This is a genomic window from Acidaminobacter sp. JC074 (assembly GCF_022496765.1).
In the GTDB taxonomy this organism is placed as follows: domain Bacteria; phylum Bacillota; class Clostridia; order Peptostreptococcales; family Acidaminobacteraceae; genus JABXKX01.
In genome coordinates, this window is sequence record NZ_VANV01000039.1 from 1 (window position 1) to 26,159 (window position 26,159).

At 34.5% G+C, this 26,159-nt stretch carries 40 protein-coding genes; all 40 read right to left on the reverse strand.

Annotated elements, in window-relative coordinates:
* Positions 1-315: 315 nt before the first annotated feature.
* Positions 316-678, reverse strand: coding sequence for a hypothetical protein (locus EZV73_RS26755; protein WP_240843639.1), 363 nt, complete (start codon positions 676-678; stop codon positions 316-318).
* Position 679: 1 nt separating this feature from the next.
* Complete coding sequence (locus tag EZV73_RS26760; RefSeq protein ID WP_240843641.1) at positions 680-1,009, reverse strand: hypothetical protein; 330 nt, start codon at positions 1,007-1,009, stop codon at positions 680-682.
* Position 1,010: 1 nt separating this feature from the next.
* Positions 1,011-2,570 carry a phosphodiester glycosidase family protein gene (locus EZV73_RS26765; protein ID WP_240843643.1) on the reverse strand — a complete coding sequence of 520 codons (1,560 nt, stop codon included), beginning with the start codon at positions 2,568-2,570 and terminating at the stop codon, positions 1,011-1,013.
* Positions 2,567-2,890 carry a hypothetical protein gene (locus EZV73_RS26770; RefSeq protein WP_240843645.1) on the reverse strand — a complete coding sequence of 108 codons (324 nt, stop codon included), beginning with the start codon at positions 2,888-2,890 and terminating at the stop codon, positions 2,567-2,569. Before EZV73_RS26770 ends, EZV73_RS26765 begins: the two co-directional genes overlap by 4 nt.
* A gap of 34 nt (positions 2,891-2,924) precedes the next feature.
* Positions 2,925-3,062 (reverse strand): hypothetical protein, encoded by a 138-nt coding sequence (locus tag EZV73_RS26775; protein ID WP_240843647.1) that lies wholly within the window; start codon positions 3,060-3,062, stop codon positions 2,925-2,927.
* Positions 3,062-3,352 (reverse strand): hypothetical protein, encoded by a 291-nt coding sequence (locus tag EZV73_RS26780; protein WP_240843648.1) that lies wholly within the window; start codon positions 3,350-3,352, stop codon positions 3,062-3,064. Before EZV73_RS26780 ends, EZV73_RS26775 begins: the two co-directional genes overlap by 1 nt.
* A 10-nt stretch (positions 3,353-3,362) precedes the next feature.
* Positions 3,363-4,397: a hypothetical protein gene (locus tag EZV73_RS26785; RefSeq protein WP_240843650.1), complete on the reverse strand. Its 1,035-nt coding sequence runs from the start codon at positions 4,395-4,397 to the stop codon at positions 3,363-3,365.
* A gap of 8 nt (positions 4,398-4,405) precedes the next feature.
* On the reverse strand, positions 4,406-4,882 hold the full coding sequence (locus tag EZV73_RS26790; RefSeq protein WP_240843652.1) for a hypothetical protein: 477 nt from the start codon (positions 4,880-4,882) through the stop codon (positions 4,406-4,408).
* A gap of 14 nt (positions 4,883-4,896) precedes the next feature.
* Entirely contained in the window at positions 4,897-5,454 is a 558-nt protein-coding gene (locus EZV73_RS26795; RefSeq protein WP_240843654.1) for a putative phage tail protein, read from the reverse strand.
* Positions 5,451-6,518, reverse strand: a complete 1,068-nt coding sequence (locus tag EZV73_RS26800) for a baseplate J/gp47 family protein (protein ID WP_240843656.1) — start codon at positions 6,516-6,518, stop codon at positions 5,451-5,453. Before EZV73_RS26800 ends, EZV73_RS26795 begins: the two co-directional genes overlap by 4 nt.
* The gene (locus EZV73_RS26805; RefSeq protein WP_240843658.1) at positions 6,518-6,943 is read right to left on the reverse strand and encodes a DUF2634 domain-containing protein; all 426 of its coding nucleotides are present in this window, start codon (positions 6,941-6,943) and stop codon (positions 6,518-6,520) included. Before EZV73_RS26805 ends, EZV73_RS26800 begins: the two co-directional genes overlap by 1 nt.
* Positions 6,943-7,293: a DUF2577 family protein gene (locus EZV73_RS26810; RefSeq protein ID WP_240843659.1), complete on the reverse strand. Its 351-nt coding sequence runs from the start codon at positions 7,291-7,293 to the stop codon at positions 6,943-6,945. Before EZV73_RS26810 ends, EZV73_RS26805 begins: the two co-directional genes overlap by 1 nt.
* Positions 7,293-8,270 (reverse strand): hypothetical protein, encoded by a 978-nt coding sequence (locus EZV73_RS26815; RefSeq protein ID WP_240843661.1) that lies wholly within the window; start codon positions 8,268-8,270, stop codon positions 7,293-7,295. Before EZV73_RS26815 ends, EZV73_RS26810 begins: the two co-directional genes overlap by 1 nt.
* Entirely contained in the window at positions 8,271-8,681 is a 411-nt protein-coding gene (locus EZV73_RS26820; RefSeq protein ID WP_240843663.1) for a hypothetical protein, read from the reverse strand.
* Positions 8,682-8,716: 35 nt separating this feature from the next.
* Complete coding sequence (locus tag EZV73_RS26825) at positions 8,717-10,609, reverse strand: hypothetical protein (RefSeq protein WP_240843665.1); 1,893 nt, start codon at positions 10,607-10,609, stop codon at positions 8,717-8,719.
* A gap of 9 nt (positions 10,610-10,618) precedes the next feature.
* Complete coding sequence (locus tag EZV73_RS28745; protein ID WP_255814151.1) at positions 10,619-10,750, reverse strand: hypothetical protein; 132 nt, start codon at positions 10,748-10,750, stop codon at positions 10,619-10,621.
* Between the two features lie 23 nt (positions 10,751-10,773).
* A complete protein-coding gene (locus EZV73_RS26830) occupies positions 10,774-11,202 on the reverse strand; it encodes a hypothetical protein (RefSeq protein ID WP_240843667.1) in 429 nt (142 codons plus the stop codon).
* A gap of 37 nt (positions 11,203-11,239) precedes the next feature.
* Positions 11,240-11,668: a phage tail tube protein gene (locus EZV73_RS26835; protein WP_240843669.1), complete on the reverse strand. Its 429-nt coding sequence runs from the start codon at positions 11,666-11,668 to the stop codon at positions 11,240-11,242.
* A 15-nt stretch (positions 11,669-11,683) separates the two neighbouring features.
* Entirely contained in the window at positions 11,684-12,736 is a 1,053-nt protein-coding gene (locus tag EZV73_RS26840) for a phage tail sheath C-terminal domain-containing protein (protein ID WP_240843671.1), read from the reverse strand.
* Positions 12,736-13,167, reverse strand: a complete 432-nt coding sequence (locus tag EZV73_RS26845; protein ID WP_240843672.1) for a DUF6838 family protein — start codon at positions 13,165-13,167, stop codon at positions 12,736-12,738. Before EZV73_RS26845 ends, EZV73_RS26840 begins: the two co-directional genes overlap by 1 nt.
* Before the next feature lie 4 nt (positions 13,168-13,171).
* Positions 13,172-13,612, reverse strand: a complete 441-nt coding sequence (locus EZV73_RS26850; protein ID WP_240843673.1) for an HK97 gp10 family phage protein — start codon at positions 13,610-13,612, stop codon at positions 13,172-13,174.
* Positions 13,612-13,932, reverse strand: coding sequence for a head-tail adaptor protein (locus EZV73_RS26855; protein ID WP_240843674.1), 321 nt, complete (start codon positions 13,930-13,932; stop codon positions 13,612-13,614). Before EZV73_RS26855 ends, EZV73_RS26850 begins: the two co-directional genes overlap by 1 nt.
* Positions 13,932-14,207, reverse strand: a complete 276-nt coding sequence (locus EZV73_RS26860; protein WP_240843675.1) for a head-tail connector protein — start codon at positions 14,205-14,207, stop codon at positions 13,932-13,934. Before EZV73_RS26860 ends, EZV73_RS26855 begins: the two co-directional genes overlap by 1 nt.
* Before the next feature lie 13 nt (positions 14,208-14,220).
* Positions 14,221-15,399, reverse strand: a complete 1,179-nt coding sequence (locus EZV73_RS26865; protein WP_240843676.1) for a phage major capsid protein — start codon at positions 15,397-15,399, stop codon at positions 14,221-14,223.
* A gap of 11 nt (positions 15,400-15,410) precedes the next feature.
* Positions 15,411-16,025, reverse strand: coding sequence for an HK97 family phage prohead protease (locus tag EZV73_RS26870; protein WP_240843677.1), 615 nt, complete (start codon positions 16,023-16,025; stop codon positions 15,411-15,413).
* Complete coding sequence (locus tag EZV73_RS26875; RefSeq protein ID WP_240843678.1) at positions 16,003-17,253, reverse strand: phage portal protein; 1,251 nt, start codon at positions 17,251-17,253, stop codon at positions 16,003-16,005. The genes EZV73_RS26870 and EZV73_RS26875 overlap by 23 nt, the downstream gene beginning before the upstream one ends.
* Positions 17,254-17,256: 3 nt before the next feature.
* Entirely contained in the window at positions 17,257-18,987 is a 1,731-nt protein-coding gene (locus EZV73_RS26880) for a terminase large subunit (protein WP_240843679.1), read from the reverse strand.
* Positions 18,987-19,484, reverse strand: a complete 498-nt coding sequence (locus EZV73_RS26885) for a phage terminase small subunit P27 family (RefSeq protein ID WP_240843680.1) — start codon at positions 19,482-19,484, stop codon at positions 18,987-18,989. The genes EZV73_RS26880 and EZV73_RS26885 overlap by 1 nt, the downstream gene beginning before the upstream one ends.
* Complete coding sequence (locus EZV73_RS26890) at positions 19,462-21,249, reverse strand: hypothetical protein (protein WP_240843681.1); 1,788 nt, start codon at positions 21,247-21,249, stop codon at positions 19,462-19,464. Before EZV73_RS26890 ends, EZV73_RS26885 begins: the two co-directional genes overlap by 23 nt.
* Before the next feature lie 106 nt (positions 21,250-21,355).
* On the reverse strand, positions 21,356-22,108 hold the full coding sequence (locus EZV73_RS26895; protein WP_240843682.1) for a hypothetical protein: 753 nt from the start codon (positions 22,106-22,108) through the stop codon (positions 21,356-21,358).
* Between the two features lie 43 nt (positions 22,109-22,151).
* Complete coding sequence (locus tag EZV73_RS26900) at positions 22,152-22,514, reverse strand: HNH endonuclease (protein WP_240843683.1); 363 nt, start codon at positions 22,512-22,514, stop codon at positions 22,152-22,154.
* Positions 22,515-22,692: 178 nt separating this feature from the next.
* Positions 22,693-23,238 carry a tyrosine-type recombinase/integrase gene (locus EZV73_RS26905; protein WP_240843684.1) on the reverse strand — a complete coding sequence of 182 codons (546 nt, stop codon included), beginning with the start codon at positions 23,236-23,238 and terminating at the stop codon, positions 22,693-22,695.
* Entirely contained in the window at positions 23,225-23,602 is a 378-nt protein-coding gene (locus EZV73_RS26910) for a hypothetical protein (RefSeq protein ID WP_240843685.1), read from the reverse strand. The genes EZV73_RS26905 and EZV73_RS26910 overlap by 14 nt, the downstream gene beginning before the upstream one ends.
* The gene (locus tag EZV73_RS26915) at positions 23,602-23,796 is read right to left on the reverse strand and encodes a hypothetical protein (RefSeq protein ID WP_240843686.1); all 195 of its coding nucleotides are present in this window, start codon (positions 23,794-23,796) and stop codon (positions 23,602-23,604) included. Before EZV73_RS26915 ends, EZV73_RS26910 begins: the two co-directional genes overlap by 1 nt.
* Before the next feature lie 110 nt (positions 23,797-23,906).
* A complete protein-coding gene (locus EZV73_RS26920) occupies positions 23,907-24,377 on the reverse strand; it encodes a sigma factor-like helix-turn-helix DNA-binding protein (RefSeq protein ID WP_240843687.1) in 471 nt (156 codons plus the stop codon).
* Positions 24,378-24,441: 64 nt separating this feature from the next.
* The gene (locus EZV73_RS26925) at positions 24,442-24,627 is read right to left on the reverse strand and encodes a hypothetical protein (RefSeq protein WP_240843688.1); all 186 of its coding nucleotides are present in this window, start codon (positions 24,625-24,627) and stop codon (positions 24,442-24,444) included.
* Between the two features lie 7 nt (positions 24,628-24,634).
* On the reverse strand, positions 24,635-24,820 hold the full coding sequence (locus EZV73_RS26930; protein ID WP_240843689.1) for a hypothetical protein: 186 nt from the start codon (positions 24,818-24,820) through the stop codon (positions 24,635-24,637).
* 12 nt (positions 24,821-24,832) lie between these two features.
* Complete coding sequence (locus EZV73_RS26935; RefSeq protein ID WP_240843690.1) at positions 24,833-25,603, reverse strand: HNH endonuclease signature motif containing protein; 771 nt, start codon at positions 25,601-25,603, stop codon at positions 24,833-24,835.
* Complete coding sequence (locus EZV73_RS26940) at positions 25,604-25,831, reverse strand: hypothetical protein (RefSeq protein ID WP_240843691.1); 228 nt, start codon at positions 25,829-25,831, stop codon at positions 25,604-25,606. It abuts the gene before it with no gap.
* 3 nt (positions 25,832-25,834) lie between these two features.
* A complete protein-coding gene (locus EZV73_RS26945; RefSeq protein WP_240843692.1) occupies positions 25,835-26,158 on the reverse strand; it encodes a DUF6075 family protein in 324 nt (107 codons plus the stop codon).
* Between the last annotated feature and the right edge of the window lies 1 nt (position 26,159).

Genomic DNA, 26,159 nt, shown 5'->3' on the forward strand with positions numbered 1-26,159 from the left:
TAGGCTCGTGAACCAGTTGCAATAACTGTGTTCCATGTTCCTAAGAAATGCCTTATTTAATTCATAAAAAATACCCAATCATTAAATTGAGTTATTTTTTAAATGGCGCGCCCTAAGAGATTCGAACTCCTGACCTTCTGGTTCGTAGTTAGAAGAACCACTTTCTTTGATAAATCAGAACATACTTAAAGACATGCAAATACTCAACTCATATAAATGATATTGATGTCTAAACTTATAAAAAGTGCCCGATATTTGACTACTCGGGCACCAAAAAGGCAAATCAAAGTTTAATTTAGACCTTTAATGAACTCATTAATTAACACTATGTCTATCCAAAATAAAGATCAGCATCATGTAGACTACTGTCAAAACACCTATTTGAGCTAAGTATAATGTCTTGTTTAAAGTAACAACCACATAGTTTGATGTTTGAGCTATTGTGCTCTTACTTAACTTTGATTTTGACTCAATTTCTGTTTTTATCGTATACTCATCAATACTCTTATACAATGTTGAAATGTCTTTAACGCTTGAATAATACAATTGACTATGCATTGTTATGTTACCACTATCCTGAATAAGAATATATTCTTTATTCAAAGGTGCTAATAGAAAAGTAAGTAAAAGAAATAGCGTAATGTAACCAATTGTAATGATCGTAACTTTAAGTCTCATATCATTCAATCTCCTTATTCGAAAGTATTATTTCAGAAATATGCTTCTTATTACTTTCAAATACCCAATCAATAAAATGATAAACATCATCAGGGCCCCATAGAATCTTGATTATTTTTGGTAGACTTGGATAGAGAACTCTATAAACTACACTCAGTTTTTCATCTCCTTTTCCGCTTCCTAAGACAAGTTCTTCGGCAACCTTAATCAACTCAAGTGTTAACTTAGCAGCTTCTTTCTTTTTACCTAAGTAATAAAGTATAGCTATAGCTAAGAAAATCATAATGATTACTACTAGCGACCATGGATCATGTAATAATTCTTGTATCATGTTACACATCCTTTCTCTTTAAACCTATAATTGAACCAACTGAGCGCTCATGGCCATCAGATGGTTTATTTACTATTTCCTGTTCTACAGTCATTTCTGTACTGCCACCACCATCTAAGTTAGTAGCATTATCAAACTCAATACCTTCTACTTCTGCAATGTACATAAGAGCTTCTTGAGTTTCTTCAGCTGTCATACCTCTTGAATCACTTCTGCGACCATCGATAGCTATCAAACATAACGTATTTTGCTTTGCAGAATGAGCCAATAAAGATCTAGGATGTCTTTCATCATAATGAATGATACCAGGATCTTTAATCTCTACATACTCACCACCTATAATTAATGGCCATGATGTTCCAATAGAGAAATAAGTATTATATTGAAGTTTCCAATATTCAGATGGATCTGCATCCCTTAACTCTACATGTCCATCTTTAAACTGCAACCAGTTTGCAAACTTCTCATGCTGATCAGCATAATAATAAAGACCATCAGCTATTAATAAGCCAAGGCCTTCTCTTCCACCACCAAAGAATTGTCCATTTATAGCAGCAACATATTCATCATCTAACTTCGATAAAGGTTCTAATACACCAAATTCACCAACATTTAAATGTGGTTCATATTTATCTAAGTCAGCAAAGAAAGCATGAACCTCACTGTTATTAAACCAATAAGTTCTATACTCAGACTTTGAGGTTTTCAATTCTTCCATAACCTTAATAGATTCTGGATCCATGTTGCCATTCTCTTTTAAACCATTTAGTCTTTGAAAAGCACTAAAGCCTGCTCTTGTTTTAGGTCCTGGTGAACCATCAAACGGACCACAATCATAACCTATGTGATACATTGTCTCTTGTAATTCTTCAATACTATATGATTTAGGCTCTTCTGATTCTTTCTGATGCTTCTCAAGCACCTCAATGATTTCAACTGTATTCATTAGCTTTGATGTTGAAATGATGATATCTTCTAACTGCTCTGGTGAATAAACAAGCTTTACCTTCTTTTTGAAAAGATAATCATAAACATCCTCTTTAAAATTATCCCAGCCATTCTTTCTATCTAGGATAATATGAGGACAGTATTTTCCAGACCAATCCTGATGTTTGAATAATCTAAAGCTTAGATACGTCATCATAAAAGAAGCACATAATTTCTTAGCATTCTCTTCAGCAGTATCAACATTGATATTCTCACAAATCTCAATACCTATTGTTCTATAATTGCCATCACCTTTGCCATCACCAGCATGATAACCAACTTCATCTAACGGAATGACTTGAGTGATAGAATCATGATCTACAAAGATATGAGGAGATATGTACTGCTTATCTGCATTTTCTACATTTTGAAGCCAATCAGCATGTAACTCATCTCCAGCTGACTTTGAGCTATTGCCCGTATTATGAATTGTAAGGCCAATTGGGTCCTTCATCTCTTTTAACGTTCTTACATTTTTTAACCCTTTAGGATTGATAATCTCAATCCTTACTGGAATACCATCGACGTATTTATCTTGAATGATTCCGTCAACAATTGTTAATGGTTGAATCATCTTACCACCTCCTCGGTTTCAACTAATCTTTTACAGTACTTCTCACAAGTATCTAATCTTTTATGAGCTGACTTTGCAGACTCCTCAACTTTAACCAGTCTCTCATGATCTTCTTTAACATCGTTCTTTATATTAGTTACTTCATTTTCGATTCTTGCTATACCAGTACCAATACTCTCAAGTTTCACAATAACTGTTGTTAATTGAGAAGCATCACTTTTGGCATCAGCCTTCTCATTTCTTCTTAAGTTAGAAACAGTCTGATACACTCCAAACACAACTGATACAACAGAAATCACTAGAGCTACTTCTATTGTCATATTCACCACCTTAAATAAAAAACAGATTCAATAGTTAAACTATTAAATCTGTCCTTCCTTCACTTAATAAGTAATCATCTATTTCGTTCTTCAAATCAGGTCTTTTCTCAACAACTAATGAATAGCCATATCTACCTGATATAATAAAATCACCATATAACTTTCCCCACATTATAAACCACCACCTATCTGAAGCCCTAAATCTGCAATCATTGCTTTGATTTCTTGATTCTCTTTTACAAGCATAGCAATCTTTTCAGCATCATTTTGATTTCCTTCAGAATATATATACCAGAAGCCTTTCTCCTCAGTATAATATAGCTGACTCTGTTTATTGTTCTTTTCTGGTTCTGGAACTTCTTCTACAAGAAAACCAAGTTCAATTTCATTTTCAGATAACATTTCAACCCTGTAATGTTGCATTGTTACTTCGTCATTTTTTCCTGTTTGAATAAAAATCATAATCTCTCCTTTAAATAACAGCCATATCTGCTGGTGTCCATGGTAATGTAATTGATTTTATAAGACCATTCTCATCGAATTTCATCAGCTTCTTAGTCGAATCATCAATTAAGAAAATATAGTCATCATTTGAAATGTCAATACCAACCGGTCTCACTACTCCAGAGGATGGTATCTGTATAAGATTGCTTCCATCTATATTCATTGCATATAGATAATCATCATCTTCAGCTCCAATAATTCTATTGCTTGATCTATACTTAGTTACCACTTCGAGTTTTTGTGAGGTAACTTGCACACTAGTTACTCCACCTTCAGCAGTTACCATATATTTATTCAAACCAGAATTTATACCATATAGAGCTCCTTCATGGACAAAACCATCATGATATTTCTGTGGCATGTAAGTTGAAGAGTATCCTGGCATGTTTAAATCTTTGTCTAGTATGGTCGCTCTTGAGCCACCAGTGTTTCTGTTATTTATCCATATATAAGCTTCATCATCTTCAATATTACAATAAAAGTTTAAGACCCCATCGTAACTAATGCTCTTGTAAGCTACTTGAACTAACTCATTGGTATATTTTCTCATATATGAACGACTTGGTGCGTTATACACATCTCCGAATTTGTTAACTCTTATCTTTTTGCAAGATGATTCATCATTGTTTATCGTCATACTTGTAATTGTGTTACCACTTTTAACATCAAGCTTATAGGTGTGTACTTTATCAGTTGTATAATTGTAACCTCTCATAAAAAAACTATCTTCATGTATATTTCGAGCGACCGATACTGCACCAGAAAAAAGAGTTCCGAAATCTCTCTCCCACAACATGTTCAGATTACTATCATAAGCTCTGATATACTGATTTCCTTCAGATACCAAAATGACAGGTGAGTAATATTCGATACATTCCTTATAAAGGTTATTAATTTTCACTTTTGGAACAACTTCCTTCTTCCATACACCATGAACATTTTCCCAAACGTTTACTACATTTCTCCATGATGTATTAATCTTCAATTTAGTTGCTTTTGCCATATCATCACCTACTCATATTGAAGATAAATATCACCGTGTGAGCCGCCTGATGGATTAGCAGTTCCAAAAGTGATTCTTCTATGTATTTCTATACTTTCCACATGAGTCTTAACCTTCGTAATACTGTAGTTTTTCAACTCAAAGTGAGTTTCTTCTTCGTATACTTCACATGATGAATCCGAAGCTAATAACTCAACTACATCTTGGCCGTTTAACTTTAATGGCTTTGCAGTTTCATCATTCTTTTTTATAGTTATAGATCCACCAGTTATATTAGTTTTGATGACAATCTTAAGTGTCTTCATATTACTAACAGGAGATATTTGAAGTTCTCTGACGTTTACTACTGGTACAATCGGCTCATCTAGATCATCTAATGCAGCATCAATCTTACTCATATCAGTGTTATAATCATCTCTCTTAAAATGATCAGTTCCGATATATTGATTCAGACCTGTTTTGGGCGTTTTATTCGTACTTCCCATCTTTCACATCCTTTCTATGAAACTAGTACTTCAAGCTCATCCCAGCTTAAATTTTGAGTTTCAAACTCATCGAATGGCCAGTTATATGATTCAAACATATCCCAGGTCATAAAAGTATACTGCCAGTTAATCTTTAGATGAGATGGAATGATATCAAGAAGTGTTTTTTCTAGATCTGAAACACCTTCAGGAATACCACCAACACTCACAAACTTTACATTGATAGTAGAGCCTGATATTGAAGTATCAACTTGACCATTAATCCATGATTCGCATATGTCATCTACTTTTGAAAGATTTATCTTACCTTTACCTTTCAATCGTGCTTTAATTAAAGACCGTCTATGGTCCAATGATTTAGTTTGATCAGTGATAATACCTAACCTTATTTCTAAATACTTAAGACCTGAATCAGTGGCATGATCTACAAAACGTTCATTAAAAACTACCTCAATCTTTATATCACGTTTTGCAAGCGCTATATCTACAGACTTAAACAATTCATTTAAAAGTTCATCTTGTCTCATCACTGCTGGCATTTCGTCTAACATCATAACTAAGGTTTCGGTCATGAAATCACCACGCTTTCAATAACGGCAACTGACTTTGAAGGTACTGTGATGTTGTCTGTGCTACCATTGATTTGAAGATTTGAATAATCATCTACTTCATCTGCAGATAATATTGATACACCAATCTGAGCAAATGAAATAACTTTGTCTTCTTTATAGACTTCTTTCAAATACTCTTTTAACTTTTCAATTACACTTGAAACGGCTTGCTCATTAGTAGCCCCTTGAGCCAAGACACCAGAAAACGTAATATTTAGATTAAGTACATCCGCACTTTTTATATAGGCATAACAACCAAGTGGAGCTAGACCGGAGCCATGGCCGTTCTCGTTCAGTGGATTAATGGTATTTTGAACAGTCGCAACTAGTTCATTTGATGCTGGTAGAATGTTACTATCTACAATGATAGTGAGAACACTATTATCCGTTGTTTCGCCTGCAGTATTTTCAAGAGGAAACACCTTAGCATCACCTACACCAAGCACTGATTTAGCCCATGATTTATGTTGAGCCTTGTTGCCTTGAGTTTCTTCAGCTTGCTCTCCTTCTAAAAATCTTTCTAGAAAATGTTGATCACTTTCTTTGTCATATCCATTCTTAGCATCAGCAGCATTAGTAATACTAGTTAATCCCTGGATAGTAACAGGAGTTTGAGTAATGGTATTGGCTCTTACATTGCCACCAGAACCAGCAATAACTGCTTTAAGCTCTGTATCTGCAGTGCCATCAACACTTATATCATCCACAAACTCAAATTGAACACCTGAAGGGGTTTCAGCAATATCACCTTTGCTAAAACTACAGGATCCGGTAATAGTTACATTGACGCTTGCATGTGTTGCTTGGTGCCTGGTCTTATCACTATTTTGAGTAATATAAAGATCTAGCTCGTCCTTTTCTAAGTTCCTTACATCGAGTTTTGACTCTACAACATTAATCTTTTCATCTCGTTTTTCTACTGCATGAGCGACTGCAGATAAAAAGTCGTGTACCAGGTGCCCTGGTCTTTTATCATACTTATCAGACATACCGCCTAACAGTTCATTTAACACAGTTTCAGACATTAGCTTATCACCTCCACTATTGTGTTATTTGAAATTTTAACACTAATTGATAACCTTAAAATTTCATTTTCCTTGGTCACCTTCACACTAGTAACCTCCTTGATATCGTCATTCATTCTGATGCCTAGATCTAATTGATCAGATATCTCTGAAGCTATTAAACCTAGTGGTATTGTCTTCTGGCCAATATACTTTTTCAAATTTAACCCGAAATCTAAACCTTCGTATATTGAATAGGCGTTCAGCTCAGTATTAATAAAAAACTGCAGCCACTGTTTTACTTGGTCCTCAACTGAAGTAAGTTCAACTAAGTTACCATCTTCTAAAGCATATGAGCCTAATTTAAAATCAAACTTATAAACAATACCTTTCTGATCAGAATCTTCTTTTTTTTCAACAGTAGTAATAGGTACAACTGGTAACATTATTTCGCCTTCCTTACTCTATCTATAATGAAATACTCTTGGCCATTACCTGCAGGTACAAGCATAACCAATTCACCAACTTTCAACACTTCCACCTCAAGTCTTATATTACCTTCTATAGACTTAACAAGATCGTCTATTGTTAAATCACCGGTGACTGGCATATCATAGGAATCCTTATACAGCTTTTCTGTAATATATAGACTCTCAGCAGAAATAACAACTTGACCAGATAATATGGTTACTTGTAGATCTGGCATAGGCTTAACAACTTTACCTACTACAGGACCAAGAATCTTTTTAGGATCTCTTTTCTTAAACTCCAATGCTAACGCTACAATTTCACTCATCATGCCACCTCCACAGATATACTAGTCTTATAGAAGCCCTCTGAATATGAATGAGCTGCAGATAAGATAATGTACTCACCTACTATATCAGCTTCTGGCGAATTGATTATAAGCTTTCTATACTGCTTTAATCCTTTATGACCAAGCAAAGGTATGCTTCTTGAAGTCATTATCTTGTTGAGTTCCTTAAGTGTATTGGCTGCCATGTTTCTAGATTGAGATTCATTTTTCTGATCTACTTTCACGACTTCCTGAAGAAGACCATATTGATTAATTGATTCCTGGTCTTTTGCAGTTTCAAGAACTCTTATATAGTCTGACTCACTCGAAACAACAATTACTGAGTTTTTCATATTCTCAATAGATTCACTTTCGGTAAAATCTTCACCTATCACATCTTCTATCTTTACTGGTGATAAGTTATCTGCAATTCTAAAAGATGCATCTAAAACCTCGGAACCAACTTCTTTAACATCTAGCTTGGATCCATTCATTTCAAAGAAATATTTCTTACCTGTCTCAAGGAACACTTGATTTATGATGTCATACAAGATTTCACTAGGTTTCACATCAATATGAATCCCTGTAATCAGAGTTTTCATATAAGGAATATCACCAACTTCAACGCCAATCTTCTTGCACAGAAGCTTTATAGCTGTCCTTGCATCAGTCTTATTAAACTGAATGATCACATCAGATTTATTCAAGTACCAGGCAAAGTCATAAGCTGAAAAATTATAGATTTTCCCTTTCTTTGAACTTGATACAACAATCCCTAGAAAGATTACTTCTTGATCATCTTCATCCTTAAGCATAACTATTGAACCTGGTTTAACTTTATGTTCACTGATATCAGCAAAATCAAAAGACAAGTTAACACCTAGAGTCTTGCAATCATATGCCCAGGCCAAATTACCTGACTGATCAGATATATCAACCTCACCGCTATTCACAAGTACATTCAAACTAAAATTCATTTAAAACCTCACAGGAAACTCTTTTAAACCCAGTGTATAATTAATATCATTCACCTTGTCCGGAAGTGGTGTGAATTCTGTAATCGTACATGGCATATTCAAAGTCAAAACATCTTTATTGAAGATCTTAATCCTTATAGGAATGCCAATATCAAACCACTTATTGAGCTTTTCTACATAATCAACTGCATCAATTGAGTTCTTTTCTTGAAATGGATATTTGCCGGCATGCTCTGGAAACATACTCTCAATTGAGAGCGCTCTAAGCTCACCTTTTTTATCAATCAAAATGGTACCATTTTTAAAAGTTTTGAACTCTATTGGCGTCTTTGTTCTACTTGGTCCAACACCTACTGGATGAATAGGAAGTGTTATGCTATCTTCATTATTGTTTATTGAAAGAATAATCATACTATCACCTACTTAAAAAGTGGGGTTGCCCCCACTTAAACATTGTCTATCGCCTCTTTAATCTTCTTAGCGACTTTATTACCAACATCATCAACAAACTGTTCATTGCCAATAACATTGCCTTCAATAGTGACATAAACAGTTATGCCACCTGATTTCTCAACTATTTTTTTACTCTTATCAGCTGGTATGACTCTTGAGCCATTAGGAAGATCTACAATCTCACCACCGTGGGCGCCATCGTGTATTTCGGTTAACCCACCTTTTGAGAATGTAGTACCAAGAGCGAGTCTAGGTATCTTAGGCAAATTAAAGCCAACACTTTGACCTCCTATTTCACCACCAAACCAATCTGGAATATCAAAGCTAAAGCCATTCAACTTGTCTATTAAAAGATTCATCAAATCGATGACTCCATTGATAGGCGTTTTAGCAATAGAATAGAATGTATCAAATACACCTTTAAAGATGCCTTTAACACCTTCCCATGCTTTTTCCCAATCACCAGAGAATACACCAGATATAAAGTCTACAATGCCTTTGAAGGTAGTTTTAAGACCTTCTATGATACCTTTCCATTTCTCTATGGTATTTTCTATGATGATGCCTAATAAAGGGAACCTCTCAGAGATATCAGCTATAAAACCCTTGAATCTATCCCAAAGTTCAGTAACCTTAAGTTTGATTACATCCCAGTTTTTATACAAGGCAACACCAATGGCAATAAGAGCTCCAATGGCCAAACAAACAAGTCCAATAGGATTTGCATTCATAGCTAAATTAATGGCCAGCTGTGCAATTTTAACTGCTATCATAACAGTTTTAGCAACAAGCATAATTGCCTTATATGCAGCAAAGGCACCAACTACACCATAGATAATAGGCTCAAACTTTCGCCAGTTCTCTATGAAATACTTGGCCATCTTATATGCTTCTTTGGCGACCTTCATCACAATCTCTTTTACTTTGAATAGGATCTTGATGAAAGCCTTCATGGCATCTGACTTAAATGCCTTCTTAAGCCAAGCCCAAAGTTTTCTGATTTGTGGTACTAGCTTCTCAACTGCTTTTTCACCAGCTGAAAACAACTTAAGAGTAATGGCTTCAATGGCAGGTATCTTTGTAGCAAACCATGATGCAAATTTAGCTTGTAAAGGAAGAATTTTTCGACCAATCATCTCTTTGTAAGCACCAAACTTATGATTCATGGCAACAATCTTACCATCATCAGTCTCTAATAGAGCCTTATTAACACCACCCACGTTCTGTTCAAGAACTTTAGCCAGTGTGGCCACCTTCTCTTGTTCAGTACCGTATTTAAGAACCTTCTCTTGAGCCTCGTCAAATGAAATACCGGCACGAGATAATGCTCCTAGCTGGCCAGACAATACCTTACCAAGCATGTTACCAACATTAACACCATCAGCTTGTGCTGCATTGGCACCCTTCATCTGAGCAATAAGATCTAAAGAACCTTCAGATAAAGCTTTTACACTTTCAGCAGTTAAGTTATATGTAGCCAACTGTTGCTGGAAAGCAGTCGTAACATCTGCACCAATAACACCTTGCTTCTCTAGCATATCTGAATGAGCAGACAGTGCTGCAATCTCATCGGCAGTTGCCTTACCAGTAGCCTTAAATACTGCAGCTAATTTAGTCTCAGCTTCAATCATATTCTTGGCTTCTGACACACAATCTGAAAGACCGGTCTTAATAGCATTAAAACCTATATAAGCTGTACCAAGACCAATGGCGCTTTTAGCAACTGATTTAAAGTCACTAACCGCGCCATTCTTAAACTTCTTGATGCTATTTTTAGTCTTCTTAACTTGTCTCTGAAAAGACCTGGTATTCTTTGATGACTTTAAAATAGGTTGAGAAAATTTATCTTTTAACTGCAGTACCGTTTGGACTACTTTCTTAGACATATTTCTCCTCTACTTATCCATTAATGAGTTCATCTGTTCAATGTAGTTATTCATCGTTACACGATAAAATGCTTTTTCATAAGGGGTTAACTTTATCAAAGTTTCATGAGATATACCTTTTAGAAGATAAAAACTAATCATATTAGCCTCCACATCGGAGGCAATTAGTTTTTTATATCTGCTTCAACCTCTTCATCTAAATCAGCTTTTGCCTGATCAAGATTCTTTTCATCCCAATCAATGATCTTGGTACCAAGTTCAATGACCTCTTCTACTTCAAACAATTCATCTACAATCGAATCAGGTTCAACACAACCATATGCCTCTTGAAGAGCTTGTTCCTTTAGAACTGGAATAGAATTATATACAGCATCTTTACATACGCCATAAATCTCTATAAATGACTCACCAGCATTCGTCATGGCTTCCATATACTCAAGTAATGATTCTCTATCTGGTTTCTTAGCTACTAGCTCACCTTCTAAAGAATATGATTCTATGTTTTTATAAGCCAACTTGGCTTGATCTCTTTGAGTTTTCTTAGCTATCAACTGATTAAGTGATAGCACCTTACTTGCTTTTGTATCTCCCATGTTTCCTCCCTATGAAAAAAGACCAGGTAATCTGGCCTTAAACTAAATCTTTAAACTCATAATCTACAAACTTAAATGGCAATTCTTCTTTGCCAAGTGTCTTACCTTCAAATTTTGCTAAAGTCATTTCATCAAAAGTAACGCCATGATGAACGACTCTTTCAGCTCCAAATGCAGCTGGATCATCTAGCTTAGAGATGATTTTAATATCTGGCATTTTGCCAGTTCTAAAGGCTTGTCCAATAATCTTAGCACCTCTAGAATAAACTTTATGAGTAACTATGGTACCAGCACCTTCAAAGCCAATATACTTTCTAGCCTTACCTAGTACGTCGACTATATTTACATCCTCATACTCACCAGTAACTTTTGATTCAAAACTCTTCAGGTCCATCCACTTTTCATTGTTGACCCAAATAGAACCAAAGGTACCATTCATAATCTTACTAGCGATTTCTGTTTTCAATTCTTATCACCTCGCTTAATTTAAAATATCAAAATCAAGATCTTCCATTGCATCATTCACTTTGATGTTAGTCAAAGGATATACATAGGAACCAACAGTTGTAGTCTTGATTTGCTTTTCTGACCATTCTGCAGCTTCTTTGTTTACTTTGATTAACTCTTCTCTTTGCTTCGCAATGTTTACATCAACAATATTAGAAGAATCTTTATCAAGAATCTCTTCAGATGATAACTCATTCAAATAATCTTGAACTGCTACAAAGAAAATAATCTGGTTATCATAGCTATTTTTATAGTTACCTACATAACGGTCTTTAAACATGGTATACACATCACGTCTAATAAGAGATAAGGTGTCCATGATAGTAATTTTCTTCATATCTGCATACTTAGTTTCACCTAAAGTCTTAAGTGAGTTCACACCTCTAGCAACTCTAACAACACCTTCATCGTTGTATAAAACAAATTTTCCTTCATCAACAGCTACATCCACATTTGCTGGCTCAGTAACACTCTCTAAATCTGATAATATCTTAAGAGTAGTCGACTCTGTTAAAGGACAGCCGCCAATTAAACCGAGTATTCTAGAAACATACTTATCTCCTGTTATCTCAGCTAATCCTTTTGGCTTTACTTTAGTATTAGCAAAGTTTACAATTCTCTCATGATCAGCAGCATTGTTAAACACGACAGCTGACACCTTAGGCATCTCTTTCACAAGTTCAACAAGCTTAGTTTGTTCAGATACACTACCTTTAGCAAGCCCAATCCAGTTGTAATGGACATTACCAATGTTATTGATAGCAGTATCTACTGGTGTAGGTGCTGCAACATCAACTCTTGATACAATCACTTTCTTTACACCACCATTAAGAGTGGTTTTAATATAGCCAACATTTTCTGCCGTAAACTTACCGATCTCTACATCTTTTTCATCAGTATACGCAATGGTATTGAACGTCTTATCTGTATCATCTTTGATAATCAAGACAACAATACCATTAGCAGAACGAGCTACAGCAGTTTGAGCCAATTTCTTAAACTCAATATTAATATCTGGTCTACCCATTATTCACCTTCTTTCATATCCATATCGATATTATCCATCATAGGATAATCAGGATCTTCTATGACTTGTGTCGAATATTCCACTTCAAATGATGCCTGTATCATATCATTAGAATGATCAGAATCATACTCAAGGAATGTTAACACTTCCTCTCCAACTTTTGTATAACTAGAAAAGAGATCAGAAAGTTTCTCGCTGACCTCTAGTATTTCAATATCACAATCATCAGGATTCGTTGGATAATAATATATCCTGACAATTACATTCTTTTCAGCAGTACCACCCATACCAGGAGAGGACTTAATATCACTAAAGAACACCTTTAAAGATGGCCTTGGAATATCTTCCTCAACTCGATAAGCAATTACTTCAGCATCGATTTTAGCTATTAGAAGAGTATTGATGGCTGCCTTTATTTCTTTTAAGTTCATACACCTACCACTTTCCTTCATCTAAGACTTCATCCAGAAAATCCATGGCATCTTTTACATAGGTATTTGTAAAACGTCTTTCAGCATCCGCATGAATATGATAGCCATTTTTATAGCCCACCTTCTTACCTTTGCCACGCTTCGAACCTTTTGCAACAATATCATGGCCATCCTCTATCAAATGAGCATGATTGGACGCATTATATACTCTAACGGACCAATCCACACCTTTATATTGATATGGCTTACCACGCTTTAAATGTTTCATGTAATTGCCTGAGTTTACCTTGATTCTTGTCTTAGCAAGCTTTTTCACAGCTGACTTAAGCTTATTGCCTTCCTTATTTAGAAATCTCTTAGTAAGCTTTGGTACCGCTTCAGACATCTTCTCTAAATCATCTGCAAGCTTCAAAAGTTCTTTATCACTAAACTCATAATCAGCCATCAGCTCACCTCACAGAAGAACTCAAGCTCCTTGTTGGCTTCAAAAGGATTAAGGATAAACTTTATCTCATACTTAACACCATTTCTTATGAACCACATATCATCTTTAATGAACTTGCAAGTAACATAACGCCCCTTGAACTTATGAGTCGTACCACTCACTTTAGTATTACCAGCTAAAGAAGAAACAGATCCAGTCATCGGAATCATCTCTAAATAAACTGATTTGATTTTACCAGGACTATAATCTTTTTCACTGAGTTCATTGGTCTTTTCAACTTTACCCCAGACTTCAAGCTTTTTCATCTTACCTGCTCGCATTACTCACCTCCATACTTAAGCTGTAACTTAATACTGGTGATGGTCTCACGAACTTTGTCGCTTGGTTTACCAATCATCTCACGATTCTCATAAAAATCATTTATAAGGACCAGCATAAACAAGACTGCACGATTGTTAGTTGCATCAAAACTTTTACCTGTAGCTTCTTTCAGATACTCTTCTGCAGCTTTAATGATGATGTTGAGGATAGCATCTTCATCATGATCCTCAACATCTAAGTGTAAGAACTCTTTAGCTTGTGCTAAAGTAACCATTCACATCACCTTCTTAAGATACAGTCAGTTCACCATACACAACTGCACCATCATCAACCAATTGAGTATCAAAACCCAAGATTGCTCTTGTATCAGTTGTATTTCTAGTGAAAGCATCACCACCAACATTAGTTGATAGAAGTTCCATAGTCTCAAAGTCGAACAATGTAATAGCTTCTTTCAAGTCACCAATAATCATTGGTGCTTTCTTAGTAGTTGTACCAGTTGTCTTTAAAACCTTATTTGAAATCATAACAACTCTACGACCTTTAATCTGCATTTTTGTTGGTTCTTTTGGATCAGGCTGCATGATGTACTTACCATCAGAATCCTTCATTGTATCAAGCTTGTTGAAACCATCTTGGTTTGTAAGAATGATTGAGCTTGCAGTGATTGCTGGATCTAAATCCACATTAAGGATCTTCTTAATAGCATCAAAGTCTGCAATAGCCTTTTTAGTAAGTGTAGCTAACTTAGCTAAGATACCAGCATTGTGAGTAGCTCTCTTCTTCTTGGCTAACCACTTGTTCACATAACTCACTAAAGTCTTATCACCAGCCTTTTTCAAGGTGTTTGAGATTGGTAAAATACCGTATTTCTGAGCAATTGTATAAGCTACAGTCTTAAACTTAGGGTTATCAGTCTTCTGAATCTTACCATCCCCATCTAAGTCCTGGAATGGTACCATATCAGCTAACTTCTCAATAACTCTTGAACCTGATAAAGTAGTAACTGGCTCAACATTAACATATTGAGATAAATCGTCATCAGTTCTCTTAAGTTCATTGATAGCAGTTTGCTGGTCAACTGGTACCAATACACCACCATCTTCATCAGTACCCTCTGTCAAATATCTATGCTCTCTGCCATACTCTTCAACAGCATCTCTCTCATCATCGTTAAGAGACTTGTTTCTTAATGCCTTTACATAAGCATCATTGTATCTCTCTTCTAATGATCTTTCTTCACCTTTACCAGGTTCAGCAACTTTAGCACCAGAAGTAGGCTCATTAGTACGCTGCTCTTCTTCCTCATCTTCAAGTTCTCTTAAAAGTTCGATTTCCTCATCAATCTCTTTAATTTCGTCCTTGATTGCTCTAGCTTCATCAAGCTTACGCTCTTCTACTAAGGCAAGTGCTTCTTTTCTCTTTTCTTCTTTTTGTGCAAGTAACTTTCTTAATTTTCTGCTCATGCGCATCTCCTTTACATAATTTCTAGTTCTAACAATAAGGCTCTAGCCTCTATGTCTAGATTATTATTTCTTAGCTCATCGATACTTCTGACATGACATTCTGAATCTAGATAAGCTGGTTTAGGTGTTGGGCTAATCTCAAAGAGTTCCGCTTCAACAACCGTTCTCTTATAAACCTCTTCACCATCAATCTCAATCTTAGAGATTAAATCATCTACAACTCTAAAACCAAAACTTGTACCTCTTACATCTTTGCGTCTAGCACTTTCTAGAACGTTATCTCCCCATGAGCTATTAGGAAGATCTAAATCAAAACGAACACCCGTTGAATCACTTTCTAATACAAGTGTTTCACTCTCAGTGTTCCCTAGTAGAATGTCTTTATTATGGTTCCAATAAGCCAGAACGCTTCTTTCATTTAAGCTCTTGTCAAAAGCTCCTTCAGCTATGACTTCAACGAACTTATCACCCCACCAGTCACGCATGACTTGAGATTGAACATTGTAACTGATTGCATAACCTGTTAACATACGTGATTCAGAATCATCTTCTGAGTCCGCTCTGATTTCAACATGGCCAATAACTGAACGATGTTCTAATTCATCATTCATCTTTTCCTTTTCCACCTGACTTGCCCTCCTTATTCTTATAAAACACACCTATATCCCTAACTTTCTGCATGTTACCGTTACAGATAAGATCATCTCCCTCCGGTACAGCAGGATCTCCTTCTAGCTTTCTACACTCATTAGGTGTTTTGAATCCAGCATTGATAGCTATTCTATAGGCTTCATACCTGGTTTTGATATCAGCTCTAAGGATGTTATCTACTGAGAACTTCACTCTAAAGCCTTTATCAATCTCATGGTCATGAAATAGCTTATAACTCATCTCGCACTCATACATTTTGAAAATTGCAAGAAGTGTATCTATGTAGAATTCTCTATTCTGTTCAGAAATAGAAGAAAAGCTAGACTTGGATAAATCATTGACTTGGTGCAGCTTAATACCAAAAGCACCAGCAATTTGTCTGACAGATAATTGACTCAACTCTAAGAACTGAGCATCTGCCATGGTAAGCTTCATAGGCTGATATTGAAATCCAACAGGCATAGGAAATATCTTACCGGCATTTCTAACAGACTTTACATTCTCAAAGAGCTTCTCAGCTAAATTCTTAGCACTGTTATCTGATATGTCGCCAGTATACTGAATGGTACCACTTCCAAACATGCCATTTTCCATGAAGTTTTTCACATAGTCTTGAGCACCTTTGTTACCCTCTATCAGACTTGCAAGTACAACTTTGACTGGCACACCAATCATGCCATCATAAGTAACACCTTTGAAATGAAGTACATCATCCGGATGATACTTGTATCTATTACCGAGTTTATCTTTAATGATGTAGTAAAACTGATCAGGATCACCTAATATGCCCTTATTATCAATCCACAGTTCCACATTCTTAAAATCTACTGGGTAAAGATGTTCTAACACACCAGTACGAGCATTAAAAAAAGGCAATACAACTGCATTCCCTTGATCATTTCTTTGATGCTCAACTGCTTTCCAGAAGTCGTTAGCACTCATATATGGATTTGGTTTTAGATTTAAGATTTTCTCAAGTTTATGGCCATAGTGTTTCTTGATGCCATCACCATTTCTTTCAATAATCTCAAGTGATATCTTTGATACACTATCTGATAATATCCTCAGGCATGTAAAATATGTTGCTTCTTTAGCATTAGCTGTTTCATTAATGCCTAATGCCTTTAAGATGGCATCATCATCTTTGTTCAGTTCCATCACAGTTCTTTTATTGCCGAACCGGAACCAGTTCTTTAATCCCATTTATCAACCTCCCCATAATTCATCTAGATATTCATCAGTGATTTCTTTAGTACCTACATCACTCCAGTATGTCATCGCTCTCTTATGAGCAAAAATGCATGTAGCTGCTGGATCTATTCTCTTAAAGCGTGATTTCTTAGAAATCTTGATTTCACCAAAAGAGTTAGTATCTTTTTCACTGTTATTAATTGACCAGGCTAATAGTTTATTACCATCATGAGCAATCTGACCAACTTTAACAAGATCCTGAAAATTTCGAGTAGGTTCATCTAACTTTGCACATGACTGAGGTATCTGGACACACTCAAAACCTCTTCTTTCAAGTTCTGCTACTGTAATGGCAGCATTATGAGCGTCATAACATATCTCCATAACACGAAGATCATACTCTTTAACCATTGCCTCTATGTAATTAATCATAGCCCAGTAGTCAACTATCATACCTTCATTGGCTTCTGTAGCTGTTAACCAACCTTTTTTAATCCAGAAATCATATGGTATCTTATCAGTCTTACGCTTTTCATTCATAGTTTCTATTGGTAGAAAGCTATGACTAAAGAAAGCGTACTTTCGAACCTCATTATCTAAGAAAGGAAACTCAAAGGAGATACTTGTTAAGTCACCTGACTTTGAAAGGTCCATACCAATATAACAATCAGCACCTCTAAACGTCTCAAAAGATATCTCATTAGCACAGCTATGCCAGTAATCAATGTTCAAGAACTTGTTTTCACCAAACTTAACCCAGATATTACAGTTCTTTGTGAGAAAGTTTCTTATTTTCTCTTCATCACCTGAACCATAGACTCTTTTACATTCTGCCCTTAACGAATCCAATCCCTCTGGATAAGTACAGGCAATAGGATTGGCTTTTATCCATACAGTTTCATCTTTAGGATCATCATCTTTGTCAAGCTCACATATCATAACAAAATATTCATCATTATCAATGACACCATCTAAGATATCACTGCAATACTTATACTCTAAATAGCATGGCTTATCTTCAAAGTCAGAACCTGCAGTTGTGATAATCATAATAAGTGGCTCTGATCTCGCCATCATACCTGAAACCATGACATCATACTGTTCACTAGTTGGATGTGCATGATACTCATCTATAATAGCTAACTGAGGATTCTTACCGTCACCTGTTTTGCCAGCTTTCTTAGAAAGGTGCTTGATAAAAGATTTGCTTTTCTTATGCGTAATCTCTTTTTGATTAAACTTGAAACGCTTTTTAACAACTGGACCTGTCATAAGTTCTATTTCATCAAATACGATTTTAGCTTGTTCACGTTCAACACCTAAAGTATAAATCTCTGCTGCTTTAACGCCACGACCACCAGCTTCATATGAAGCCATGCCACCTTCCATCTGAGATTTAGCATTTTTACGTCCTGTTTGAACATAACCATATCTAAATCTTCGATATCTAGTCTCAAAGTGCTTCCATGCATAGATATTGCATATGACAAACTTCTGATAAGTTGTTAAATGAATTGGCTTCCCAGCTAATACACCTTTGCTGTGTTTCATGAATGTATACCATTTAACTACTTTTCTAGCTTCATCTTCATCCCAGTAATATAAAAAAGACTCCTCAGTCTCCATTTTCTGAAGATCATTAAGAAATCTCTCACACGCTTTAATATGTTTCTTACCTGCAACAACCTCACCATAAATAATAGAATAAGAGTAGGCCATCAATTCTTCTAGAATCGTATTGTACATTAACCAAACTCTCCTTCAAAATCTAATTCATCATCAGACATCTCTTCAGCAGATGAATGAATGATCTTAAGTCTAGCTACTGGTGACAATCCAAAGTCAGATGAATACTTTCTAATCAACTCAGCATACTTAAGTTGTGTCTTTATCACTGGGTTTTCAATGAAATTTGTAAATCCAGCCTTATTAGTATACTCAACGGACAGTTTCTCACCATGTAATGACATCACACACATGATATACTTCTCAATGGCATCAGCCAATACTGCCAAAGTATAAATGTCCACATTACAAAGGAGCCCAATAACATCGAGCTCCTGCACTATCTTCTTAAAGACTTTCTTAGCATCCTTACCTAACCATGTAGGAGGTTTAATCTTGTCAGTCCTTAAATTCTTCAATTGTTCTTCTTGCTTTTTCCTTTTTCGAATCTCTTCCTTGGTTAAATGCGCTTTGTTTCCATTTTCAAGGATTGATTCAATTGACATATTTGAGTTCATCTATATACATCCTTTTTAGTTGTCCTTCTTCAAAGCCACTAACTATACCTTTCCTGAGTAAGATAGATTCAAAGCTATCTAAAAAATATTCTATGTTTACTGGATAACCATCAATAATTGGACCTTGGTATATTAAATCATCTTCTAATAAAATTATACATGAGTTATCATTAAACATGAAATTACTAACCTTACCTGTATATTCATACTTGAAATCATATCTTAAATTACGGTCCCAATTACTATAACCTAACATATAGGCCAAAGTATTGTTAATGTTTGAAAATAAAGTCCCGACTCCCTTTGGGAGAATGAAATCTGCATGTTTATGAAAGAACATTGCATTTTCAAGATAGCCATTTTCAATCTTTGATTCATTAAAAGTTCCATTAATAATCTGATTTTTTTCTCTATCAAACAGCTTACCTTCACCTACTAGATAACCTCCCATTTTAATTGACCCTTTATAAATCAGTCCTTTATTTGTATAAATTATTTTACCTATCCCAATATCATGACTATCTTTAAATTCAACATAAATTTTATCTGTTCCTTCATTGTTAGTCCAAGTATAGTAATCTACTACAGAATTCTTAACATATTGAACAAAACTAATTGCATATTTTGTCGAGTATTCAATTCTAATACCCTCAATTAACTTTCCATTTACATACTTTCCAATTTTATATAGTTCAAAATCTTCTCTAGTGTAATTGTTTGATCTCTTTATCAAACCATATGAAGTTAGTTCCTCATCGAAATACTCAATGCAGAATATTATACTCATATCTTCACCAGATTCTTGAATTATATTTTGATTCGCAACTAAATAATTATCAAAATAATATTGTCTTCCAACCTCATCTAACTCAAAACTTAAACACATACCCTCTAGCTTTTCACAAATTTTTTTTGAGAATGTACTTAATGTAACATCCATTTTGCAATATCTATTCAACTTCTGAACTAAACTTAGAAATTTCTCTTTTACTGCTACAATTGGATAAACTTTAACACTAATTAGATTATCATTATCATAGACTAAACTCACTATTGGGTTATGAGGTGCATCGATAGAGAAATGAACAATATTGGTCATACTATTTATGCTTTCTAATTGAAATATATCTTTCTTCATATCTGAATCAATATACATCCTATACAATTTATCAAGTAATCTTAAAAACATAATGTCACAATATATTAAATGATTATCATGATAATCTAGATCAATTTTGCTGATTAAAAACTCATCAAAATATAAAGCAATTATTCTGTTTACTTCTGTTCTATACTTTGCATTATCATCTTCAACTCTCTTCAGTTTCAAAAGACTATTATTGAGTCCATACAGTAAGTCAACTTCTTTCGTTGTAAGATTTTCCTTAAGTATAGAGATATTTGATGTCCATTCATAAACTATTGTAGTACAATCTAAATCAGATTCTTTTTTTATCGTGAAATATTGATCAATCAATGATGATAAACTGAGTTTCAAATAGTTATACAACTCCTGAGCATTTTTTTCTAGAAGAATATTCTTCTCAGACAAAACTCTCTCTGCATTAGATTTTTCTATGTTGTATAGTTTTTCAGCTATTACATTACTTTTTTTATTATTCAAAAAAAGCATCAAAGAAAAGATGGCTGTAACTACAATGCCAATGATTGATATATAATCCTTCACATCTAGTGATGTTATTATTTTTTCTATCTCTAATATAAAATAGATAAAATATTTATTACTCATAAAGTATTTAATCATTTTGAAGATTGCTCCCCTTTTAGTATTAAAACCGAAAAAAATCATTTTTGCATGGGGGCTGCGGTGATTTAAAAATCGTGTCAACTTTTAAAGACTCCCCCTATACTTAGTTTTTAACAGTATTCTCTAAGTATTCTCTCACATCATTTAATAACATCATAATCATTTCATCAACGTGCTTTGAATAATTAAGAGCATCTGAAACTATTTTCTTTGCATTTTTACTGAAGTCAGGAGTTGACATCAAATCACACGAAAACTCTACTGACTCTTCATAGTTTTCATATCTCATTGCATTGTTTGTTGTGAACTCTGTCGAAATCTTAATCATTTCTGTACAAATTTTACATAGCTCATTAATGCTATTTGCTAAAATTACAAATGTACCATTAGAAGTATTTATAACTTTCTCCTCTGGGGCCATAAAGACATACAACTTCAAATGATATCTATAATACTCTAGTGGAATCTTCTCCAACTCCATATGTAAATTATCTAGAGCGACTTCTAAATCTCTTAAGCAATTTTTTCGATTTAGAATTTCTGTTATTTTGAATGATCTTAAATAAACAGTCGAACTATTTGCAACATCTATAATCTTGAAGATTGTATCTAGTTCTGCTTTGTTTACTTCATTCTGAGATGCTGACATAACATCAAGTTTCTGTCGCAACTTTTCATTTTCATCATTTATGTCTTTCTTAATTTGTTCTACAGCTTTAGTTAACTTAGGTATATCTTTTAAATCAGCTTTATTCTTACCTTTTGCTGATGCAAATGATGGTAGATAATTGTTTACGACTAAGACTATCACAACTGCTATTACAAGCTTTAATAGATCTACTAAAAAATTTTCCATTATAGAACCTCCAATATCCAAATACAGGATATCACATAAGAAGTTAGATATGCAATTTATTATGACAACTTTTACATACACTTTGGCAGTTATCAATCTGTAATCGTTTTGACCAATCATCTTTTATCTCAATGATATGATGTACTATCTCAGCAGATTTAATGACATTATGCTTTAAGCATTCCTGGCATAAATGATAATCTCTTAATAATGCAGCTTGTCTTACTTTCTGCCATTCTTTTGAATGATAGAAATTTACTAATTTTGGTTCTCTCACATTCTGATCATAATGTTTATTCTTTTCTTGTTTATCCATAGCAGCAACTTTTGCACACTGAGGACAATACTTCCCATTCATGGGTACAAGATTTTTGCAGTTTTTACCGCGACATATTTTCTTTGGCAAAATCACTCCTAACTATTGCAATATAAGGGCTAGAGTACATTTTCCTCGAACTGTACATATCCTAGAGTGTGTCTAATTCGTGGATAGTCTCTAACCATTGATATTACTTGCTTTATTTTTTTATAGCTTTTCTACTGACACAATTACAATTATGTACACTACAAGGCTAAAAAAAAGGCTATAACTCAAAGCTATTCATTGACTTATTTACACTCTCTTGATGCTTTCCAATGTAAATAAGCGTCTCAGTAGGTGATCTATGACCTAGTATAGCTTGAAGTGTAGCAACGTCTTTTGTATGTTCATAAAAATGATAACCATATGTTTTTCTAAGGGTATGAGTGCCTATATTATCAAGACCAAACATTAAGCAGGTCTCATTAATGATGTTATAAGCTTGACCTCTTTTGATATGACTATTCTTACCTATTCTTGACTTAAAAACATACTCATCTGGTGGCTTGTCTTTACAATAAGCTCTGAAAGCTTTTCTTAATTTCTTGTTCAACTGAATGGTATGAACCTTTTCAGTCTTTTCAAGTTTTATAGTGAGTGTTTGCTTATTTCTCACATCTCTAACTCTCAATGGCAATATATCAGATATTCTCAAAGCTGTATTGGTACCAGTGATGAAGAGCAACCAGTTTCTTTCGGATGTTCTCTTCAGGTATTCTTCAATGTCTTTCAATTTTCCATAATCTCTAATTGGATCAACAGTGTTCATCCTGAGCTCCTTTTATAGATTTTATTAATGTGATTAAAGATTTCCATCCACATTTGCTTTTGTTGTAGTAGTAGAACTTCTTAGAGATCTTACCTAAGTCAGTACAATCATCACTTTCTAGTATTGACGAAATATCACTGGCTTTATAATTTCGATATCCTCGATTTGTTCTTATCTTAAAATCACTTGCATTTAACGCTACAATAATCTCATTAATGTTCCCTAACTCAAGATAAAGAGTCCGGATGGTTTCTTCATCTGTTGCAGCACTTATATCTCTGAACTCTTCTGTGATTTCTATTATCAGATCAATATCATCTCTTAACTCGATGAGCTTGAGTCTATTAATGCCTTTGATTTTCATTACTTCTGTCTCAGTCGTCCATTGACTCTTTTATATTTTCTTGATTTCATACATTCTCCAACATCCTCATAAGGACCATGGATATACATGTCTAGTTCTTCACAAGAATCTTTATCTTTACAGTTAACACATTTGGTTTGTGAACAACATACGACTTGGCCCTTATTGTTAAACTTCACTCTACATGTAAACATAATTTTCTCCATAAAAATACCAGCGAGGTTTTCCTCACTGGTTCATTTCTTCCACGATAACAGATTATCACAGTTTTTCTCATAAAAACGGAAATAAACCGGAAATACTTCTAAATAATCTTAGCAGAATCAGCCTCAAACGCTCTATCTCCATAGAATACATAGGATAGCTTACTAATGGCAGATTTCTTCAAATTTCTTATCATACGGTCTGTATAACTCATTTCATTGGCAACTTCTTGCCATCGATAGCCTTTTAGATACCCTAAAATGATGACTTGTCTTTCGTTCATGTCTAATGATCCTATTGCAGAATCTAACCTATTCAGCTTTGACTTTGCAACATCAAGTTTCGCCTTAAGTTCTTCAACATCATCAATATTCTTTAATGCTGTATTCTCTACAAGCTTATTGATGTTCCCTGTTTTGATACCATCACCAGCGTAATCAATTGCTGTAACGCCATCATTCATGAATACTTCACCTAATTGTTTCTTTAACTCTTCTATATGTGCTAATAGAAGATTGTAGCACTTCAATGTACTGATAATACTCTCTCTATACTCTTTTTTTAACTTCATTTAACCCCCATAAACAAAAACAGAGCACCAGTAAGCAATCGCTACTGGAGCTCTGGGCTCTCTGTCATATTATTTTTGTGTATTCTCCGCACTTACACTTGATAACAACAGTTCCATTATCAAAATCGCATAATCGACTGTTGCAATTATCACACCTTACTTGCTGATCATCTCTAAATGCTTGTAGTGCTTCTAATATTTCTTCAACGGTAAATCCTGCATCAATTAGTTTATCAATTTCGTTCTTCATTATCCTCCTAAATGAGCTCTAATCTTAGAAGTTCTACATCTTCAGAAATAACATACTCATCATTACACAGTCCTTCTCCAGTTAAATCTAAATGAGCTTCTAATGCAGCTATTTCAAATTCTTCTACATCCATCTCAGTTGCTAAACCAATAGCAAAGTTCATTTCATGGTTCCATAACACCTTATTATTCAAACTAGCATCACCTCACTTCTTCTTTTTCATTTCACAAATCTTAATATTAATGTCAGCAATCAATACTCCGGTCTTGGTTAATTCAGAATCCTTTTGAATTAAATTTCTCCTATTCAACTCAAGTAGCTGCCTTCTAGTTACTTTTATGAGATTGTTTATCTCAAAGTTTCTTTTATCACCATCTCCAAATATTACTGCATTCCCCTTCTCTAATGGTCCATAATGTTCCTCCCACAAGAGAACATGTTTACCTCTCCAGCAGTTCTTTCCATCAGCATACTTAACTTCAATATAGCCATCACCATTTGTTCTTTCTGTTCCTACTGGTAAGTAATTATGAGGTCTATGACCTCTCTTAAACTCCGTGGGAACTGAAACCCTCTCACCTTTCTTAAATCCATTGATGCATTTTCGGCCTTTCTTATACCTAGTATCTATGCCACTGGTTAACTTATGATTCTTGTAGTAATATCTAATCTGCTCATATGAGAAATCGGTATTAAACAATTCATTTAGTTTTTTAGCCATCTCCTTAGGTCCTACACCTTTATGATTATGAAGCATGTACTCTCTAACTTCTTCTGAGTAAATAGATTGTCTATGTTTAAATGGTCTACCATAATTTACTTCACCTCTTAGGCCATAGTAACCCTTGTATGACTTAATCTGTTTACCAGTAAGGCTAGTTCCAAACTTTTTATTTACAAGGTCAGCTAGTTCCTGGTTCATTAATCCTTTCGCATTCTGGAATATAAACTCTTTCATCTCAGGTGAATACTTCATCTATCCCTCCAACATTTTCATTTCAGGATTATGCTCATAGGATCCATCTTTAAACTTCTTTGCAGATAAAACTAATGATCCATTATCAATAATCTTTGTTGCAATCATTGTGACTGCTTTACTTCTTTCGATTTCCTCTTTGAGGTCATCGCCTTTAATATCCTCATCGCTAAGTCTCTCCAACTGAGCAAATAAGTGATTGTTTAAATCTCCTAATGTACTCTTCATAACTTACCTCACAAATCTAATCGTTATAGCTTCTAATGCTAGAAACGTACTTGCTTTATCCAAATATACAAACGACTCATATGTTGAATTTTTTTGAGAACCATTGTATAAATTGAAAGCTAACTTCAAAAGTCCTCTTGATCCAGAAGTCATCCAAGCTTTCTTAAATACATTAAGCTTGATAGTGTGATCATCGAAGTTGTAAATATCATCTACATGCTTATATAACTCAGCATTACCTGCAATGATATGAAAGAGTGCCTTTCTTTCAACATCACTTTTTCTCATGTTATCTCTTTCAACTAGCTCTTTATATCTACTTTTCATC

Excerpts from the sequence above, each read along its gene's own strand:
- EZV73_RS26755 (WP_240843639.1), bottom strand. The coding sequence starts at position 678 with ATGAGACTTAAAGTTACGATCATTACAATTGGTTACATTACGCTATTT.
- EZV73_RS26760 (WP_240843641.1), bottom strand. The coding sequence starts at position 1,009 with ATGATACAAGAATTATTACATGATCCATGGTCGCTAGTAGTAATCATT.
- EZV73_RS26765 (WP_240843643.1), bottom strand. The coding sequence starts at position 2,570 with ATGATTCAACCATTAACAATTGTTGACGGAATCATTCAAGATAAATAC.
- EZV73_RS26770 (WP_240843645.1), bottom strand. The coding sequence starts at position 2,890 with ATGACAATAGAAGTAGCTCTAGTGATTTCTGTTGTATCAGTTGTGTTT.
- EZV73_RS26775 (WP_240843647.1), bottom strand. The coding sequence starts at position 3,062 with ATGTGGGGAAAGTTATATGGTGATTTTATTATATCAGGTAGATATGGC.
- EZV73_RS26780 (WP_240843648.1), bottom strand. The coding sequence starts at position 3,352 with ATGATTTTTATTCAAACAGGAAAAAATGACGAAGTAACAATGCAACAT.
- EZV73_RS26785 (WP_240843650.1), bottom strand. The coding sequence starts at position 4,397 with ATGGCAAAAGCAACTAAATTGAAGATTAATACATCATGGAGAAATGTA.
- EZV73_RS26790 (WP_240843652.1), bottom strand. The coding sequence starts at position 4,882 with ATGGGAAGTACGAATAAAACGCCCAAAACAGGTCTGAATCAATATATC.
- EZV73_RS26795 (WP_240843654.1), bottom strand. The coding sequence starts at position 5,454 with ATGACCGAAACCTTAGTTATGATGTTAGACGAAATGCCAGCAGTGATG.
- EZV73_RS26800 (WP_240843656.1), bottom strand. The coding sequence starts at position 6,518 with ATGTCTGAAACTGTGTTAAATGAACTGTTAGGCGGTATGTCTGATAAG.
- EZV73_RS26805 (WP_240843658.1), bottom strand. The coding sequence starts at position 6,943 with ATGTTACCAGTTGTACCTATTACTACTGTTGAAAAAAAAGAAGATTCT.
- EZV73_RS26810 (WP_240843659.1), bottom strand. The coding sequence starts at position 7,293 with ATGAGTGAAATTGTAGCGTTAGCATTGGAGTTTAAGAAAAGAGATCCT.
- EZV73_RS26815 (WP_240843661.1), bottom strand. The coding sequence starts at position 8,270 with ATGAATTTTAGTTTGAATGTACTTGTGAATAGCGGTGAGGTTGATATA.
- EZV73_RS26820 (WP_240843663.1), bottom strand. The coding sequence starts at position 8,681 with ATGATTATTCTTTCAATAAACAATAATGAAGATAGCATAACACTTCCT.
- EZV73_RS26825 (WP_240843665.1), bottom strand. The coding sequence starts at position 10,609 with ATGTCTAAGAAAGTAGTCCAAACGGTACTGCAGTTAAAAGATAAATTT.
- EZV73_RS28745 (WP_255814151.1), bottom strand. The coding sequence starts at position 10,750 with ATGATTAGTTTTTATCTTCTAAAAGGTATATCTCATGAAACTTTGATA.
- EZV73_RS26830 (WP_240843667.1), bottom strand. The coding sequence starts at position 11,202 with ATGGGAGATACAAAAGCAAGTAAGGTGCTATCACTTAATCAGTTGATA.
- EZV73_RS26840 (WP_240843671.1), bottom strand. The coding sequence starts at position 12,736 with ATGGGTAGACCAGATATTAATATTGAGTTTAAGAAATTGGCTCAAACT.
- EZV73_RS26845 (WP_240843672.1), bottom strand. The coding sequence starts at position 13,167 with ATGAACTTAAAAGAAATAAAGGCAGCCATCAATACTCTTCTAATAGCT.
- EZV73_RS26850 (WP_240843673.1), bottom strand. The coding sequence starts at position 13,612 with ATGGCTGATTATGAGTTTAGTGATAAAGAACTTTTGAAGCTTGCAGAT.
- EZV73_RS26855 (WP_240843674.1), bottom strand. The coding sequence starts at position 13,932 with ATGCGAGCAGGTAAGATGAAAAAGCTTGAAGTCTGGGGTAAAGTTGAA.
- EZV73_RS26860 (WP_240843675.1), bottom strand. The coding sequence starts at position 14,207 with ATGGTTACTTTAGCACAAGCTAAAGAGTTCTTACACTTAGATGTTGAG.
- EZV73_RS26865 (WP_240843676.1), bottom strand. The coding sequence starts at position 15,399 with ATGAGCAGAAAATTAAGAAAGTTACTTGCACAAAAAGAAGAAAAGAGA.
- EZV73_RS26875 (WP_240843678.1), bottom strand. The coding sequence starts at position 17,253 with ATGGGATTAAAGAACTGGTTCCGGTTCGGCAATAAAAGAACTGTGATG.
- EZV73_RS26880 (WP_240843679.1), bottom strand. The coding sequence starts at position 18,987 with ATGTACAATACGATTCTAGAAGAATTGATGGCCTACTCTTATTCTATT.
- EZV73_RS26885 (WP_240843680.1), bottom strand. The coding sequence starts at position 19,484 with ATGAACTCAAATATGTCAATTGAATCAATCCTTGAAAATGGAAACAAA.
- EZV73_RS26890 (WP_240843681.1), bottom strand. The coding sequence starts at position 21,249 with ATGATTAAATACTTTATGAGTAATAAATATTTTATCTATTTTATATTA.
- EZV73_RS26895 (WP_240843682.1), bottom strand. The coding sequence starts at position 22,108 with ATGGAAAATTTTTTAGTAGATCTATTAAAGCTTGTAATAGCAGTTGTG.
- EZV73_RS26905 (WP_240843684.1), bottom strand. The coding sequence starts at position 23,238 with ATGAACACTGTTGATCCAATTAGAGATTATGGAAAATTGAAAGACATT.
- EZV73_RS26910 (WP_240843685.1), bottom strand. The coding sequence starts at position 23,602 with ATGAAAATCAAAGGCATTAATAGACTCAAGCTCATCGAGTTAAGAGAT.
- EZV73_RS26915 (WP_240843686.1), bottom strand. The coding sequence starts at position 23,796 with ATGTTTACATGTAGAGTGAAGTTTAACAATAAGGGCCAAGTCGTATGT.
- EZV73_RS26920 (WP_240843687.1), bottom strand. The coding sequence starts at position 24,377 with ATGAAGTTAAAAAAAGAGTATAGAGAGAGTATTATCAGTACATTGAAG.
- EZV73_RS26925 (WP_240843688.1), bottom strand. The coding sequence starts at position 24,627 with ATGAAGAACGAAATTGATAAACTAATTGATGCAGGATTTACCGTTGAA.
- EZV73_RS26935 (WP_240843690.1), bottom strand. The coding sequence starts at position 25,603 with ATGAAGTATTCACCTGAGATGAAAGAGTTTATATTCCAGAATGCGAAA.
- EZV73_RS26940 (WP_240843691.1), bottom strand. The coding sequence starts at position 25,831 with ATGAAGAGTACATTAGGAGATTTAAACAATCACTTATTTGCTCAGTTG.
- EZV73_RS26945 (WP_240843692.1), bottom strand. The coding sequence starts at position 26,158 with ATGAAAAGTAGATATAAAGAGCTAGTTGAAAGAGATAACATGAGAAAA.